Source organism: Bradyrhizobium sp. USDA 4011 (assembly GCF_054063415.1).
On the sequence record NZ_JBSSGG010000001.1, the window covers coordinates 5,371,072 to 5,383,807 of the forward strand.

Annotated in this window: 20 protein-coding genes and 1 tRNA gene; 14 read left to right on the forward strand and 7 right to left on the reverse strand. The window is 64.9% G+C overall.

Going from position 1 to position 12,736, the window contains the following annotated elements; genetic code table 11:
- Positions 1–7 precede the first annotated feature (7 nt).
- Both ACVW1C_RS25120 and ACVW1C_RS25125 read right to left on the reverse strand, forming a co-directional pair.
- Entirely contained in the window at positions 8–1,369 is a 1,362-nt protein-coding gene (locus ACVW1C_RS25120; protein WP_456760696.1) for a tyrosine-type recombinase/integrase, read from the reverse strand.
- 211 nt (positions 1,370–1,580) lie between these two features.
- Positions 1,581–1,665 (reverse strand) — tRNA-Leu (locus ACVW1C_RS25125).
- Between the two features lie 159 nt (positions 1,666–1,824).
- Between ACVW1C_RS25125 and ACVW1C_RS25130 the strand changes: the two genes are divergently transcribed.
- Complete coding sequence (locus tag ACVW1C_RS25130; protein WP_456760697.1) at positions 1,825–2,397, forward strand: disulfide bond formation protein B; 573 nt, start codon at positions 1,825–1,827, stop codon at positions 2,395–2,397.
- A 37-nt stretch (positions 2,398–2,434) separates the two neighbouring features.
- Here ACVW1C_RS25130 and ACVW1C_RS25135 read toward each other — a convergent pair whose 3' ends face one another.
- The gene (locus ACVW1C_RS25135; protein ID WP_456760698.1) at positions 2,435–2,896 is read right to left on the reverse strand and encodes a hypothetical protein; all 462 of its coding nucleotides are present in this window, start codon (positions 2,894–2,896) and stop codon (positions 2,435–2,437) included.
- On the opposite strand from ACVW1C_RS25135, the gene ACVW1C_RS25140 reads away from it, so the two are divergent.
- The 4 genes from ACVW1C_RS25140 (at position 2,895) to ACVW1C_RS25155 (ending at position 4,270) form a co-directional block, all read left to right on the forward strand.
- Positions 2,895–3,179: a hypothetical protein gene (locus tag ACVW1C_RS25140; RefSeq protein ID WP_456760699.1), complete on the forward strand. Its 285-nt coding sequence runs from the start codon at positions 2,895–2,897 to the stop codon at positions 3,177–3,179. The two genes, ACVW1C_RS25135 and ACVW1C_RS25140, sit on opposite strands and share 2 nt — an antisense overlap.
- Positions 3,172–3,468 carry a hypothetical protein gene (locus tag ACVW1C_RS25145; RefSeq protein WP_456760700.1) on the forward strand — a complete coding sequence of 99 codons (297 nt, stop codon included), beginning with the start codon at positions 3,172–3,174 and terminating at the stop codon, positions 3,466–3,468. The genes ACVW1C_RS25140 and ACVW1C_RS25145 overlap by 8 nt, the downstream gene beginning before the upstream one ends.
- Before the next feature lie 37 nt (positions 3,469–3,505).
- Entirely contained in the window at positions 3,506–3,790 is a 285-nt protein-coding gene (locus tag ACVW1C_RS25150) for a DUF1488 family protein (protein ID WP_092123564.1), read from the forward strand.
- A 99-nt stretch (positions 3,791–3,889) separates the two neighbouring features.
- On the forward strand, positions 3,890–4,270 hold the full coding sequence (locus ACVW1C_RS25155) for a hypothetical protein (RefSeq protein WP_456760701.1): 381 nt from the start codon (positions 3,890–3,892) through the stop codon (positions 4,268–4,270).
- Between the two features lie 16 nt (positions 4,271–4,286).
- On the opposite strand, the gene ACVW1C_RS25160 is transcribed toward ACVW1C_RS25155, so the two are convergent.
- On the reverse strand, positions 4,287–5,372 hold the full coding sequence (locus tag ACVW1C_RS25160; RefSeq protein ID WP_456760702.1) for an AbrB family transcriptional regulator: 1,086 nt from the start codon (positions 5,370–5,372) through the stop codon (positions 4,287–4,289).
- Positions 5,373–5,507: 135 nt separating this feature from the next.
- Entirely contained in the window at positions 5,508–5,783 is a 276-nt protein-coding gene (locus ACVW1C_RS25165) for a PsiF family protein (RefSeq protein ID WP_456760703.1), read from the reverse strand.
- A 223-nt stretch (positions 5,784–6,006) separates the two neighbouring features.
- On the opposite strand from ACVW1C_RS25165, the gene ACVW1C_RS25170 reads away from it, so the two are divergent.
- Complete coding sequence (locus tag ACVW1C_RS25170; protein ID WP_456760704.1) at positions 6,007–6,498, forward strand: hypothetical protein; 492 nt, start codon at positions 6,007–6,009, stop codon at positions 6,496–6,498.
- A gap of 64 nt (positions 6,499–6,562) precedes the next feature.
- Here the strand turns inward: ACVW1C_RS25170 and ACVW1C_RS25175 are convergent, their stop codons facing one another.
- The gene (locus ACVW1C_RS25175) at positions 6,563–7,120 is read right to left on the reverse strand and encodes a TetR/AcrR family transcriptional regulator (RefSeq protein ID WP_456760705.1); all 558 of its coding nucleotides are present in this window, start codon (positions 7,118–7,120) and stop codon (positions 6,563–6,565) included.
- Between the two features lie 93 nt (positions 7,121–7,213).
- Here ACVW1C_RS25175 and ACVW1C_RS25180 point away from each other — a divergent pair, with 93 nt between their 5' ends.
- The 6 genes from ACVW1C_RS25180 to ACVW1C_RS25205 all read left to right on the forward strand — a co-directional run bounded on the left by ACVW1C_RS25180 (position 7,214) and on the right by ACVW1C_RS25205 (position 11,067).
- Positions 7,214–7,648, forward strand: coding sequence for an acyl-CoA thioesterase (locus ACVW1C_RS25180; protein WP_456760706.1), 435 nt, complete (start codon positions 7,214–7,216; stop codon positions 7,646–7,648).
- 5 nt (positions 7,649–7,653) lie between these two features.
- Positions 7,654–8,100, forward strand: coding sequence for a PaaI family thioesterase (locus tag ACVW1C_RS25185; RefSeq protein WP_456760707.1), 447 nt, complete (start codon positions 7,654–7,656; stop codon positions 8,098–8,100).
- A 273-nt stretch (positions 8,101–8,373) separates the two neighbouring features.
- Positions 8,374–8,760 (forward strand): CidA/LrgA family protein, encoded by a 387-nt coding sequence (locus ACVW1C_RS25190; protein WP_456760708.1) that lies wholly within the window; start codon positions 8,374–8,376, stop codon positions 8,758–8,760.
- Positions 8,757–9,479 carry an LrgB family protein gene (locus tag ACVW1C_RS25195; protein WP_456760709.1) on the forward strand — a complete coding sequence of 241 codons (723 nt, stop codon included), beginning with the start codon at positions 8,757–8,759 and terminating at the stop codon, positions 9,477–9,479. Before ACVW1C_RS25190 ends, ACVW1C_RS25195 begins: the two co-directional genes overlap by 4 nt.
- A gap of 136 nt (positions 9,480–9,615) precedes the next feature.
- On the forward strand, positions 9,616–10,353 hold the full coding sequence (locus tag ACVW1C_RS25200; RefSeq protein WP_229168957.1) for a sulfite exporter TauE/SafE family protein: 738 nt from the start codon (positions 9,616–9,618) through the stop codon (positions 10,351–10,353).
- Positions 10,354–10,389: 36 nt separating this feature from the next.
- On the forward strand, positions 10,390–11,067 hold the full coding sequence (locus ACVW1C_RS25205) for a DsbA family protein (protein WP_456760710.1): 678 nt from the start codon (positions 10,390–10,392) through the stop codon (positions 11,065–11,067).
- 16 nt (positions 11,068–11,083) lie between these two features.
- Here the strand turns inward: ACVW1C_RS25205 and ACVW1C_RS25210 are convergent, their stop codons facing one another.
- A complete protein-coding gene (locus tag ACVW1C_RS25210; protein WP_456760711.1) occupies positions 11,084–11,686 on the reverse strand; it encodes a CGNR zinc finger domain-containing protein in 603 nt (200 codons plus the stop codon).
- Positions 11,687–11,760: 74 nt separating this feature from the next.
- Here ACVW1C_RS25210 and ACVW1C_RS25215 point away from each other — a divergent pair, with 74 nt between their 5' ends.
- On the forward strand, positions 11,761–12,438 hold the full coding sequence (locus ACVW1C_RS25215; protein ID WP_173638802.1) for an AzlC family ABC transporter permease: 678 nt from the start codon (positions 11,761–11,763) through the stop codon (positions 12,436–12,438).
- Positions 12,431–12,733: an AzlD domain-containing protein gene (locus ACVW1C_RS25220; RefSeq protein ID WP_456760712.1), complete on the forward strand. Its 303-nt coding sequence runs from the start codon at positions 12,431–12,433 to the stop codon at positions 12,731–12,733. Before ACVW1C_RS25215 ends, ACVW1C_RS25220 begins: the two co-directional genes overlap by 8 nt.
- The last annotated feature ends 3 nt before the right edge of the window (positions 12,734–12,736 follow it).

Genomic DNA, 12,736 nt, shown 5'->3' on the forward strand with positions numbered 1-12,736 from the left:
AAATGGCTCAGCCCTGCGCACCGCGCTTCATCGGCGTTACCTTCTTGGCATCAAGCCAGTGGTCTATCCGATCAGCCCAATGCTGCATAAGCTTCGTGCGCGAGCCGATCAGCGCGAGCGGTCCATGGTTCTTGTATAGACCCTCCACAGTAGAGCTATCGAGATGCGCGAGCTGCAGCTCGACCACATCGCCATCCCATGCCTTGGCGTCCTTGATCTCTTCGTGGTGAGACAAGGTCGAGAAGGTGGTCCGGAATCCATGGGCACAATGATCAGTCTTGGTGTCAATGCCAAGCAGCCGCAAGCGCTTATTGAGCGTGTTGTTTGACAGCGGCGCATCCTTCGAGCAGGAAAACACGTAGCGGCGATGGCCGGTCAGCTTCTGGACGCTGCGCAGGATTGCAAGTGCCTGCCGTGACAAAGGCACGACGTGGTCCCAGCCGGTCTTCATCTTCGCGGCTGGAACAGTCCAGCGTTCGGCGTCCCAATCGACCTCGCTCCACTCCATTTCATTGACCATGCCGGGTCGGGGAATGGTCAGCGCATCGAAGCGCAAGGCGAGGCCAACAACGTCACCAAACCTCGCTCTCGTCCACGGTGCGTTGATGAGCTTGAAGACGCGCGTCACGTCACGTGGTTCGGTAACGCCTGGACGCGGCGTCGAAATGTTGGCGATCATCTGCCCCTTCAGGTTGCGGAATGGATTGTAGCCGTCGCCTTCGACATCGGCATAGTCGCAGATTTGCTCACCGATGCTGCGCACGCGGTCGCGCGTTTCCAGCTTTCCCTCGGTTTCGTATGAACGCATGAACGCGAGAACGTCCGGACGCTTGATGTCCAGCCTAGATAACTTGCCGAAGCGAGCTTTGACGTAGCCGACACGCAGCTCAAGCACCTCGATGGTCTTGGGGTCGCGCACCGCGACGATCCTGCCGCGTTTGACTTTTTCGATTTTCTTCTTTGCGAGCCAGTCGTCGGCCCATTGCCCGAACGAGCGGGCGGCCGTCTGCCGGTGCTTGTCGAGCTGCTTCTCGATGCTTGGGTCTTTGCCTTCCTTGAGCAGATCTTTGGCTTTGTCGCGCTCGCGCCGCGCGTCTGCGAGCGAGAACGTCCCATCCTTGCCGTTTCCGTAGGGGCCGATGGAGTAGGTTTTCTGGCGGCCATGGAAGCGGTAGTCCATCCGCCAGAGCTTCGAGGCAGCGTTGCCAGGCCTGCTCACGTCCGGCGTGACGAAGAGATAGAGCCAGCCGCCGGTCACGTCGGAAATCTTGGCGGGACTCCACGCGCCCTTGACGAAGTTCGGTCGGGCGGCGCGGCAGTCGACGTCGGTCTTGATCTGCTTGGGATTGGCGCACGCGCCGCCGGCCATCTGCTCAATTCCTTCATTCGGAAAAGCGAAAGTCGCCGTGAACGTTTGTCCTCCCGATACCAGCAAAAATACCAGCAAATCGGGCGGCTGGGATCGGAGGAGAACAAACAGTGACGAACAAGAATGTACGCGGAAGTGCCTATTTTTCAAGGGTTTCCGGGCACTGCGCGGACGATTGCGGACGCTTCGGAACGGGCTTGAACAGCCTAGTTGGTGCCCCTGGCCGGAATCGAACCAGCACTCCTTGCGGAACTCGATTTTGAGTCGAGCGCGTCTACCAGTTCCGCCACAGGGGCATTCGCGGTGGTCCAGGCCGAAACGGGGCCAGGGTCGCGAAGCGCGGCGGACTATAGCGGGCGGCCCGTCACGGTCAACCCGCGCGGATGTGATTGTCCCGTGCCTCGACAGCGGTATTTTGGCGCGATACGACCCCGATTGAGCATGGAGCAGAGGCCATGACCCGGCCGGACGATGCTCGCAGGAGAACTGCCGTGACGCTCGCCACCGCCCATCCGTCGGATGCTTCCGCCACCGGCAATCCGGCCCTGACCTCGGCCCTGGCGATTGCCGTGATTGCGGCAGCGACGCTGGCCGGCGCCTGGTTCTTCCAGCTGGTGCTGGAGATCATGCCCTGTCCGCTCTGCCTCGAGCAGCGCTATGCCTATTACCTCGCGGTCCCGCTCGGCGCCGTGGTGGCGCTCGCAGCCGCGCGCGGCGCGCCGCGCCCGGTGCTGCTTGCGGGGCTTGCGATCCTCGGCCTCGCCGCGCTCGCCAATGCCGGGCTTGGTGCCTACCACGCCGGGGTCGAATGGGGGTTCTGGCAGGGCCCGACCGACTGCACCGGCCCGATGGTGGATTTCGGCAAGGCGGGCTCGCTGCTGGATCAGCTCGACAAGGTCAAGGTGGTCCGCTGCGACGAGGTGCAGTGGCGCTTCCTCGGCATCTCGCTTGCCGGCTACAACGTGCTGATCTCGCTGCTGATGGCCGCGGTCGCCGGCTCGGGCGTGGCGAAGGCAGCCAAGATCTGACTGAGTGGCCTGATTTGCAGGCCTTGTCTCAATCGATCTATTTCTTCTTCCCCGGCGTGAAGCTCGGCTGTCCGCCCTTCAGGCTGGGAGCCGCGGCGATGACCTTGATCTTCTCCTTCTTGGGCTTCTTGACCTCGCGGTTGCCGTGTCGCTCGCCTTTGGACATGTCGGTCTCCCTCTGTTTCTCGAGATCATCGACTCGGTCAGAGCCTGCCTCCCGAGCAGTCCCGAACGTCGACGTGGATTTGCTTTGCCGGAAGTGATCGTGATCGACCGTAGGCCGATCGCACCCGAATAGCGAGCGCCAAAGCGGCTTGCGGCGCGCTGCGGCAACAACACGCAGGATGGTATGAGGAGCAGTCTTTGCCCCTCGTTCGGCGAGAAAGCCAGGAACACCAGGAAAAGCAACAAGAAAGCATTGGCTATTGCCGCCGAAGCGGCGCATGCTATCGATGGGGTCGCGCACCGGCGCAAGGCGTTTTGCAAAAGGCTGGCCCATGACCATGCGCTCCCGACGTGAAGTCGTCACCTTCCAGCATCCATTCCGGATCAGAGGCATCGATCGTGAATTGCCCGCAGGCGCCTATGAGGTCATCACCGACGAAGAGGCGATCGAAGGGCTCTCGTTCGCGGTGTTCCGCCGTGTCGCCACGATGATCATCGTCCCGGCACAAGGCTCGCGCGGATTGACGACGGAGATGGTGTCGATCGGCTCGGTCGATCTGGCGGACGCCCAGCGTATCGGCGCGAGCGCCTCCAACGCGAGCGCATCCAATGTCTGACGAACCGCTCGACCTCGATCGCCACCGCGGCATGGCAGCCCAGAAAGCCACCGATATTCGCCGTGCGCTGGCGGAAATCGAGACCCATGCGAGGGATCTGCGCGAACGGCAGGCCTCGCTCGAAACCGGACTGCTGGCGGTACCTGCGACGTCGTGGCCGGAGGTGGCCGCCAAGGCGCGCTACGTTCTGAATCTGTACGCCGCGAGCCTGCCGCCGGAGGATACAAGGCATCGCGATCTGGTCACGGCAATTCTCGAGGATTTTGTCCGCCTCACCGAGCCGCGATGAACCAGAACCACTTCGCGGCTTTGAAGGAGCTGGTCACATGACGCTTACCCAGGGTCGCTTCATCAGCTACGAATACGACAGGATGGTCGTGCTGTTTTCGATGCATGACGACGAGAAGGAGATCCATTGCGCGATCTCGACCTCCGCCATGGATGAATTGGAAGGCGGGGCGCTCGGGCGCGCGGGCCACCGCGAGACCCAGTTCATGCGGCTGCGCGAGCGCATCGAGGCCTGCGCCGATGGCAAGTACCAGGCGAAGGAATTCGAGGGGGCGCCGCCCCGGATCATCCTGCGCAGCATCGATTTCCGGAAGCCAAGGTAGAGAATTCCCTGTGCGAAGGCCCTGACGCGCGTGTCAGGTGTTTCAAGGTGGAGGCTATCCCGCCGTCACCGTCCCCGATCATGCGCGACAGACGAGCCCATGCTGATCATCGTGCACCGCGTCCCCGTCGAGTTGTTGCTGTTGGCCAATGAGACGTTGTTGCGCCTCAAGAGCCGACGCAATCTCCTCGCCACGCTGATGAGCGAGCAGCGCCCGAGATATACGATCTCCGAAATCCATGGCGCGAGCAGCCGGCTGACCGCGCTATGGCGCGCAGTCGCCAGAGAGCGGCTCGAGGAATGGAGCGAAGCACAGCCCGATTCGGTCTATGCCCGGATCACCGGCCCCTTGTGGCACGCTGCAGCCGTCGCGAAACTGCAAATGGACCGGGACGAGGAGCTATGGTTCGATCCCGGCGAACTGACCGCGTTGGCGCGATCGTTTCGCGATCAGCCGGCCCGATCAGCGTCCGAAGCGTGAGCCGGAGAGTGATCGCCTAGTCGTCGACGTCGTCCTGCGGCCGTCCGAACAGATGGATGATGCCCGGCGTCGAGATGGTGACGAACAGGAAGCGCGACAGGTGATGCGCGCCGACGAAGATCGGGTCGATGTGCAGCGTCAGCGCCAGCGCCAGCATCGCGTCCATTGCGCCGGGCGCGAAGGCGACCACGACGTCGGCGAGCCGCACATGGGTGGTGAAGGCGATCACCGCGACGAACACGGCCGAGATTGCGATCGCGATCGCGAATGAGCCGAGCCCGGCATTGACGTGGCTCAGCAGGGTCGAGGTCTTCATCCGCGCAAACCGGGTGCCGATCAGCGCACCGATGCCGACCAGTGCGACGTTGCGCAGCCAGGGCGGCAGGCCGCCATCGACCAGGCCCGAGCCATGCAGCAGGCTGGAGGCGAGCATCGCGCCGAACATCCAGCTGGCGGGGAATTTGATCCAGCGCAGCAGCAGCGAGACGCCGATCGACCCGGCGATCAGGGCGACAAGGCCGAACGGCGAGGCGACCGTCGTCGGCAATGGCGGCGGCGCCGCGTGCGTCACCCCGGTCAACGCCAGCACCAGCGGCAGCGCCGCGGTCAGGATGATGACGCGCATGGTCTGCACCACGGCGATCGCCGCGACGTCTGCGCCTTTTTCCGCGGCGAGGATCGTGATCTGCGAGAGCGCGCCGGGGCTGCCGGCAAGGAAGGCCGAGGTCTGGTCCCAGCCATGCATGCGCTGCAGATAGATGCTCGAGCCGAAGGTCGAGCAGAATGTCGCCAGCGCCAGCAGGGCGATGGTGAGCGGATAGGAGCTCATATGCTGCAGCAATTGCTGCGACATCAGCGAGCCCAGCGAGATGCCGAGCAGCAGCAGCACCGATTGCGTCAGCACCGGCGGCACCGCGAGCGGCCGTCCGGCCAATGCTGCGATCGCAACCGCGCACATCGCACCCGAGATCAGCCCGCCCGGCAATCCCGCCCATAAAAACAGCAAGCCGCCGGCGGCGCCGATGACGAGTGTCTCGAGCCCGTTCAGAACTTTGCTGCGGTCGGGAATGGCGGTCGCCATCGAAGCGCGGATCAGGGTCACGCTGCCTTATGGCAAATTCGCAACCACGGGACAATTGCATCTCGCGATTGCAGCATTGCGTCCCGGCTCGCCCGGCGCACAGATTTTCACCCTCCCCGGCGGGGAGGGTGAGGCATGTTGGATTTGTCTAACGCGTTACTTCGCGGCCGGCGCAGCCGACTTGTCGCCGGCTTCCTTGATGCAGGCCTTTCGAAACTTCTTGCGCTCCTTGCCCTTCAGGCCCTTCTCGTCGGCCTGCTTCGAGCAATCAAGCGATGCGGCGCTGCGCGGCTTGGCTTCCTTGGCCATCTTGGTGTCGGCCTTCGGAGCGGCGTCCTTGGCGGCGGGCGCGGCGGTTTGTGCGAAGGCTCCGCCCATCAGCAGCAGGGAGGCAAGGGCAGTTGCGGTCGCCAGCGTGGAAATCTTCTTCATGGGGCACCTCGTGAGGGAAGGAGCCGAAACGTTGCGCGGCGATGATGAACCGTGGATGAATATGCGGTGGTCCCGCCGCCACAATATTTTAACGGCCAAGGGCGTCCGCACGTTGTCGCAAGTCGGGGTTGCGCTAGGATGATGGTCTTACGCCAATGCCCCCAGGGGAAACCTCACGGGAAACCAGGGATGACGGGAGACCAGGGATGACGGGAGACCAGGGATGACCATTCAGACCAGATTGTTGTGTGTGATTGCGGTGTCGGGCTTTGCAGCCTTTGCGGCGAGCGCGCCGGCGCAGGCCCTGACCACGCAGGAATGCAGCGCCAAGTACCAGGCGGCCAAGACGGCCGGCACCCTCAACGGCCAGAAGTGGAATGATTTCCGCAAGGCGCAATGCGGCGCCGACGCGACCCCGGCCGCGGCGCCCGCCGCTCCGCCGCCCGCTGCCGCAGCGCCCGCTCCGGCCGCGCCGAAGGAGGCCAAGCGGGAAGCCGCTCCCGCCGCGGCACCGGCCGCACCGGCAGGGCCCGCCGTGTTTCCGAACGCGGTCGATCCCAAATACGCCAAGGAGTCCGAAGGCAAGCAGCGCATGCACACCTGCGTGGACCAGTACAATGCCAACAAGACCACGGGCGGCAATGGCGGCCTGAAGTGGATCCAGAAGGGCGGCGGCTATTACAGCGAGTGCAACAAGCGCCTGAAGGGCGCCTGAGCCGGCTGAAGCGCGTCTGACGGGCGGCCGGCGCAAGCCGGCCGCTTTTCTTTCGGCTGAAGCGCTATTGGCTTTCCGTGAGCAGCTTGTCTGCCGATTGCGCCAGCAGTTGCGCGCGCTTGCGCGGGCCGCGTTCGAGAAACAAGAGGCTCTGCCCGAAGATGAAGCAGTAGAACAGGAACGCCTGCGCATCGGCTTCCTCGGCCGAGAGCCCTGTGGCGCGATAGAGCTGGCCGACATTCTTCAGCCGCGCGGCATCGACGCTCGCGGCGGCGGTGGCCGCGGCTTCGTCGGTGCGCGCCCATTGCCGGATCGCGAGCTCCACCGCCATCGCCTCGGTGTTCATGCGCTCCGAATAGAGCGTGATGATCGCCTTCAGCCGCTCGCGCGCACTGGCGCCGTCGAGCGCGGTCTGCTTCTCGATCGCGGCGATGCGGCCGTCGCGCCAGCGCGTCAGCATGGCCTCGAGCAGCGCGGCGCGATCCCTGAAGCGGCGGTAGAAGCCGCCCTTAGTGACGCCCAGATTCTTCGCCAGCACCTCGACCCGCACGCCGTCGACGCCGGTATGCGCGAGCTCGGCAAAGCCGGCCGCGACCCAGACGTCGCCCTTGCTTTCAGTCATGTGATCTCCGCGGAGCGGTCCCGATACGGAGCCGTATTGCTAGCCTGCTTGGCCCCTGATACGCTACCGTATCAGAACGCAAAGGAGGGAAGCATGGAGGGCGAGGCGACCTATCGCGGCACGGTCTATCCCTGGCATTGCGACCACATCGGCCACATGAACGTCATGTGGTATGTCGGCAAGTTCGACGAGGCGAGCTGGAACATGTTCGCGCGGCTTGGGCTGACACCGAGCTATCTGCGCGAGTCCGGCCGCTGCATGGCCGCCGTGCAGCAGAACATCTCCTATCAGCGCGAACTGCTCGCCGGCGACCTTGTCGAGGTCAAGAGCCGGCTGGTCGAGTTCCGCGACAAGTCGGTCCGCATCCTGCATGAGATGCGCAACGCGGAGACCGGCGACATCGCCGCGACCTGCGAGATCGCCGCCGTGCACATCGATCGTGCCGCGCGCAAATCGGCGCCGTTCGCGCCGGCGATCCGCTACGCGGCGATGCCGCACCTCGTGCCGTCAGAACCCGTGACTGCGTGACCGCCATGCCCCGTTTCGAGCCGAAGAATCCCGACTTCCGCGCGGTTGCCACCGCCACATTCGCGCGCCAGCGCGCAATGCAGACGCTTGGTATCTCGATCGCGCGCATGGAGCCGGGTGAGGTCGATCTCGCGATGCCCTACGCGCCGGAGTTCTGCCAGCAGAGCGGATTCGTGCATGCCGGAATCATCACCGCGGGGCTCGACAATGCCTGCGGGATCGCCGCCTTCACGCTGATGCCCGAAGGCTCCGACATCCTCACCGTGGAGTTCAAGACCAATCTCCTGGCGCCGGCCCGCGGCGAGCGATTCGTGTTCCGCGGCGTCGTGGTCAAGCCCGGCCGCACGCTGACGGTCTGCGACGGCCGCGCCTATGCCGTGCAGGACGGCATCGAGACGCTGGTCGCGACCATGAGCGGGACGCTGATGGCGCTGGCACGGCGGGAAGGGTAGCCGCGCTAATCTATCCCCGTCATGCTCGCGCCAAGGCTTCGCCTTTGTCGCTGGAGGAGCCGCGTAGCGGCGTCTCGAAGCATGCTCGGCCCGGCCGGTGGCCGTCGATCCTTCGAGACGCGCTACGCGCTCCTCAGGATGCCGGGTCTGAGAGTCGCGACGGACCTGAGAGATCGGCGTGCCCAGCATTTGCGCATCTGAACGGATCGAGCGCATTGACAACCTTTCACCGCGCCGACCTGATACGCGGATGCTTCGCGTGAGCGCCGTGTCATGATCGCCAGCCTTAGTCTGATCCTGCTCTGTCAGCTGGTCGGCGAGGTCGCCGTGCGGGCGCTGGCCGTGCCGGTGCCGGGACCGGTGGTCGGGCTCGTGCTGCTGCTGGTGCTGCTGTTGGCGCGCGACCGGTTTCCGGTGCTCGCGCGCGGGCCGCTCGGCAATGACGGGGTCGAGAGCGCAAGCCGCGGCATGCTTGCCAATCTCTCGCTGCTGTTCATTCCGGCCGGCGTCGGCGTGGTGCAGAAGCTCGATCTGCTCGCCGAGCACGGCATCGCGATCCTGGCGATCCTCGCGGTTTCGGTCATCGTCACGCTGCTGGCGACGGTCGCGACCTTCGTCGCGGCGAGCAGCCTTCTTTCGCGCGAGGAGGAGAACCCGTGAGCGACAATCCGTTCTCGCTCTGGGTCTATCTCTCGCAGTCGCCGCTGCTCTGGCTCACGGTGACGCTGCTGACCTATGCGGTGACCGATGCGGTGTCGCTGAAGACCCGGCGGCACCCGCTCGCCAATCCCGTGCTGCATTCGCTGTGGATCATCGGTGCGTTCCTGCTGCTGACCGGGACCTCCTACACCACCTATTTTGCCGGCGTGCAGTTCGTGCACTTCCTGCTCGGGCCGGCGACGGTCGCACTCGCGGTGCCGCTTTACGAGAACCGCAGGCGGGTTGCGGCCGCGGTCCTGCCGATGCTGGTCGCGCTGGCGGTCGGCTCGCTCACCGCGATCGTCTCGGTGGTGCTATTGGCGCGGGCTTTCGGCCTGCCGCGTGACATCATCCTGTCGCTGGCGCCGAAATCGGTGACGGCCGGCGTTGCGATGGGCATCAGCGAATCCCTGCATGCCGATCCCTCGCTGACGGCGGTCTCCGTGATCCTCACCGGCATCATGGGGGCGATCATCGTCACGCCCTTGATGAACTTCACCGGCGTCACCGACTTCCGTGGCCGCGGCTTTGCCGCCGGCATCGCCGCCCACGGCATCGGCACCGCGCGCGCGTTCCAGGTCGACGAGGTCGCAGGCGTTTTTGCCGGGATCGCGATGAGCCTGAACGCGCTGGTCACCTCGCTGCTGGTGCCGCTGGCCGTGACATATCTGCTGCGCTGACATTCGGCTGCAGGGCAGTTTTGTGCTATTGCTATGGCGCTGCGGAGCAAATCCTTCTAGGGTTGCGGCTGCAAACGCGAGTCTGTTCCCCTTGGTCTTCTCCGCAACTGAGAGCGTGCTTGGGCTGGCATCGGGCATGCTGGTCGGCTTTTCGCTGGGCCTGGTCGGCGGCGGCGGGTCGATCCTTGCCGTGCCGCTGATGGTTTATGTGGTCGGGGTCCCCCAGCCGCATGTCGCGATCGGCACCTCGGCGATCGCGGTCGCCGCCAACGCCGCGATCAACCTCTCCAACCACGCCCGCGGCGGAACCGTGATCTGGTCCTGCGCACTGGTGTTCGCGCTGTCAGGCATGTTCGGCGCTTTCGGCGGCTCGATTCTCGGCAAGATGCTGGACGGGCAGAAGCTGCTCGCGCTGTTCTCGATCGTGATGCTGGTGATCGCGGGCCTGATGCTGAAGACCCGCGCGCGGGTCGGGCTGACCGACGTCAAGATCTCGATGGCCAACACGCCCGCGATCGTAGGTCTCGGGCTTGTGACGGGAACCATGTCCGGCTTCTTCGGCATCGGCGGCGGCTTCCTGATCGTGCCGGCCTTGATGCTGGCGACTGGGATGCCGATCATGAACGCGGTCAGTTCGTCGCTGGTGGCGGTTACCGCCTTCGGCGTGACCACGGCCTTGAGCTATGCGTGGTCCGGGCTGGTGTCGTGGGGCCTGGCGGGGCTATTCGTCGCCGGCGGAATCGCGGGCGGCCTGCTGGGCACACGGAGCGCCCGGCACCTGTCGGAACGCCGCGGCGCCCTCAATATCGTGTTTGCGACTGTGATTATCGTCGTGGCGATCTATATGCTGCTGCGTAACATCAATGTGTCCTGAACGTAGAAGGGCGAGGAGCCCTTCCGGAAGCGAGCTATGAACCATCTGACGAAATCACCCCTCGACAACGCCGGCGCCACCCGGCGCGGTGCGCTCGGCCTCATCGGTACCGGCATTGCGCTGCTGGCCGCGGGCGGCGCGCGCGCCGAGGACGACAATGTCCTGACCGAGGAACAGGTGCTGCGCGATCCGGATATTCCGGTGATCGGCAATCCCAAGGGCGACATCACGATCGTCGAATGGTTCGACTACAATTGCCCGTATTGCCGCAAGCTCGCGCCGGAGCTGCGCCAGGTGGTGCAGGACGACGGCAAGGTTCGCCTGGTGCTGAAGGATTGGCCGATCCTCGGGCCGGTGTCGAAGGTCGCGGCGCGGATGGCGCTGGCGGCGAAGTACCAGGACAAGTTCGAAGCGGCGCATGAGGCGATGATCTCGGTCAATTCGCGCATCACCGAGCCGCGCATTGCCGAGCTGCTGTCGGGCGCCGGCCTCGACATGGACCGCCTGAAGACGGATCTCGACACCAATGCCAAGGCGATCGACGCGATTTTGGCGCGTAACAACGAGCAGGCGCAGGCATTCGGCTTCAACGGCACGCCGTCGTTCATCGTCGGCAAGTATCGCGTGCCGGGCGTGCTCAGCATCGATCAGTTCGAGCAGGTGATCGCGGACGCGCGCAAGGCCAATATGGGCCGCAAGACCGAGCAGAACTAAACTTCTTGGCGTTCGCTCACGCGGAGCCTTTCCGCTTGGCATAGGCGCGCCGCGCGCGCTCGCGATTGCCGCACACTTCGCTCGAGCACCATCTGCGAGTCCGGTTCGGGCTCTCGTCGACGAAGAACCAGCCGCAGCCGTCTGCCTCGCAGCATCCGATGCGGCTCGCGTCATCGGACGCCAGCAGGGCCGTCAGCGACCACAGCACCGGCCACAATGGCTCCGTCACCTCGGTGCCGGCCAGCGCATGGCGATAGCCTCGATCCTGCCGCACAAGGTGGGGCTGCCGCGGAGCCGCCGATAGCATCCGATTGACGAGACTGAGGTCCACGCTGCGGCCACCGCGGAGCGCGTCGGAAATCGCCCAGATGTCGCGACGCAAATCATGCGCCTTCTGCATCACGGCCACGGCAACGCTGCTCGCCGAATGCGCCTTCAGCTTCCTGATCGCCGCGAGCGGCAAGGTCCCGCGGCGTTCGCTCCAGGACAATAGCGCAGCGTAATCCGGGATCAGCTCCTGCGGATCGCTCGACGTCCGCCAGTCGAGTGTGTTCGCGAAATCGAGGCAGACCCTTCCACCAAAGAACTGTGTCGCCGCCCGCGCGGGATCCCTTGACATCACGGCCTCTCACCTAGTCTAATCTAATGGTCATGACCATTACAAGTGCCCAGTCGCCTCGACGCGTCCCAACGATGACCGCCGCCGGATTCAGGCGGGGCCTGGTCGCGGCCTTGCCGTTCCTGCTCAGCAACGGCGCCGCTGGCCTCGTGATGGGCCTGACCTACAAGGGGCTTGGGCTGGGGGCGCCGCAAGCGATTCTGTTCAGCCTGCTCGTCTACTCCGCCACCGCCCAGGCGATCACGCTGAGCATGTGGGCGAGCCCACTGCCGGTTGCCGCCATGGTCGTTGCCTGCATCGCCACCAATTCACGATATTTACTGATGGGCGCCCATCTGCGCCAGTTGTTTGGCGGACTAGCCCCCCGGAAGATCCTGCTCAGCCTGTTTCTGCTCGCGGATGCGTCGTGGCTGATGACGAGTTCGGATGCGGACCGCAACGGACCCGACGCCGGCTATCTGCTCGGGTCGAGCATCCCGATGGCGATCGGCTGGGTCGGCGGCACCGCGCTTGCCTATGCCGCCCCGCTCGCAACGAATGGACCGCTGAGGCTCGCCGCCGCACTGCTGCCGACGATGTTCATTGCGACCCTGCTTCCGAGCCAGTGGAAGAACGCGACATCTCCGTGGCCGTGGCTGGTCTCGGCGGTTTTCGCGCTCCTGGTCAGCCGATTCGTGGATCCCAGTTGGTCCATGCTGATCGGGGGCGGATGCGGCACGCTCGTCAGCATGATGGAGCGGACCGATGCGTGACCTGGACATTCTCGGCGTGATCTTCATCCTCGGGCTGACATGCTATGCCATGCGCGCCGGTGGATACGTTCTCGCCGCGTCGATGCGCGACGACGGCATCGCCGCCCGGTTTCTCCGGCTCGCGCCCGGCAATCTGTTCATCGCATTCATTGTTAGTGGTTGCCTGTCCGGCGGACTGGCGGGTCTCGTAGGAACCCTGGTCGCGCTCGTGACGATGGCTGTCACGGCGAGGGAGTGGGCCGCGCTGAGCGCGGGCTTCGGTGCGGCGATCGCGACATCCGCGATCGCGCCGTGACGC

What these genes read in the sequence shown, in the direction of transcription:
- ACVW1C_RS25170 (WP_456760704.1), top strand. Translation starts at nt 6,007, where the DNA reads ATGACCATTCAGACCAGATTGTTGTGTGTGATTGCGGTGTCGGGCTTT.
- ACVW1C_RS25180 (WP_456760706.1), top strand. Translation starts at nt 7,214, where the DNA reads ATGGAGGGCGAGGCGACCTATCGCGGCACGGTCTATCCCTGGCATTGC.
- ACVW1C_RS25130 (WP_456760697.1), top strand. Translation starts at nt 1,825, where the DNA reads ATGACCCGGCCGGACGATGCTCGCAGGAGAACTGCCGTGACGCTCGCC.
- ACVW1C_RS25215 (WP_173638802.1), top strand. Translation starts at nt 11,761, where the DNA reads ATGACCGCCGCCGGATTCAGGCGGGGCCTGGTCGCGGCCTTGCCGTTC.
- ACVW1C_RS25220 (WP_456760712.1), top strand. Translation starts at nt 12,431, where the DNA reads ATGCGTGACCTGGACATTCTCGGCGTGATCTTCATCCTCGGGCTGACA.
- ACVW1C_RS25150 (WP_092123564.1), top strand. Translation starts at nt 3,506, where the DNA reads ATGACGCTTACCCAGGGTCGCTTCATCAGCTACGAATACGACAGGATG.
- ACVW1C_RS25185 (WP_456760707.1), top strand. Translation starts at nt 7,654, where the DNA reads ATGCCCCGTTTCGAGCCGAAGAATCCCGACTTCCGCGCGGTTGCCACC.
- ACVW1C_RS25140 (WP_456760699.1), top strand. Translation starts at nt 2,895, where the DNA reads ATGACCATGCGCTCCCGACGTGAAGTCGTCACCTTCCAGCATCCATTC.
- ACVW1C_RS25200 (WP_229168957.1), top strand. Translation starts at nt 9,616, where the DNA reads ATGCTGGTCGGCTTTTCGCTGGGCCTGGTCGGCGGCGGCGGGTCGATC.
- ACVW1C_RS25135 (WP_456760698.1), bottom strand. Translation starts at nt 2,896, where the DNA reads ATGGGCCAGCCTTTTGCAAAACGCCTTGCGCCGGTGCGCGACCCCATC.
- ACVW1C_RS25155 (WP_456760701.1), top strand. Translation starts at nt 3,890, where the DNA reads ATGCTGATCATCGTGCACCGCGTCCCCGTCGAGTTGTTGCTGTTGGCC.
- ACVW1C_RS25120 (WP_456760696.1), bottom strand. Translation starts at nt 1,369, where the DNA reads ATGGCCGGCGGCGCGTGCGCCAATCCCAAGCAGATCAAGACCGACGTC.
- ACVW1C_RS25210 (WP_456760711.1), bottom strand. Translation starts at nt 11,686, where the DNA reads ATGTCAAGGGATCCCGCGCGGGCGGCGACACAGTTCTTTGGTGGAAGG.
- ACVW1C_RS25205 (WP_456760710.1), top strand. Translation starts at nt 10,390, where the DNA reads ATGAACCATCTGACGAAATCACCCCTCGACAACGCCGGCGCCACCCGG.
- ACVW1C_RS25190 (WP_456760708.1), top strand. Translation starts at nt 8,374, where the DNA reads ATGATCGCCAGCCTTAGTCTGATCCTGCTCTGTCAGCTGGTCGGCGAG.
- ACVW1C_RS25165 (WP_456760703.1), bottom strand. Translation starts at nt 5,783, where the DNA reads ATGAAGAAGATTTCCACGCTGGCGACCGCAACTGCCCTTGCCTCCCTG.
- ACVW1C_RS25145 (WP_456760700.1), top strand. Translation starts at nt 3,172, where the DNA reads ATGTCTGACGAACCGCTCGACCTCGATCGCCACCGCGGCATGGCAGCC.
- ACVW1C_RS25175 (WP_456760705.1), bottom strand. Translation starts at nt 7,120, where the DNA reads ATGACTGAAAGCAAGGGCGACGTCTGGGTCGCGGCCGGCTTTGCCGAG.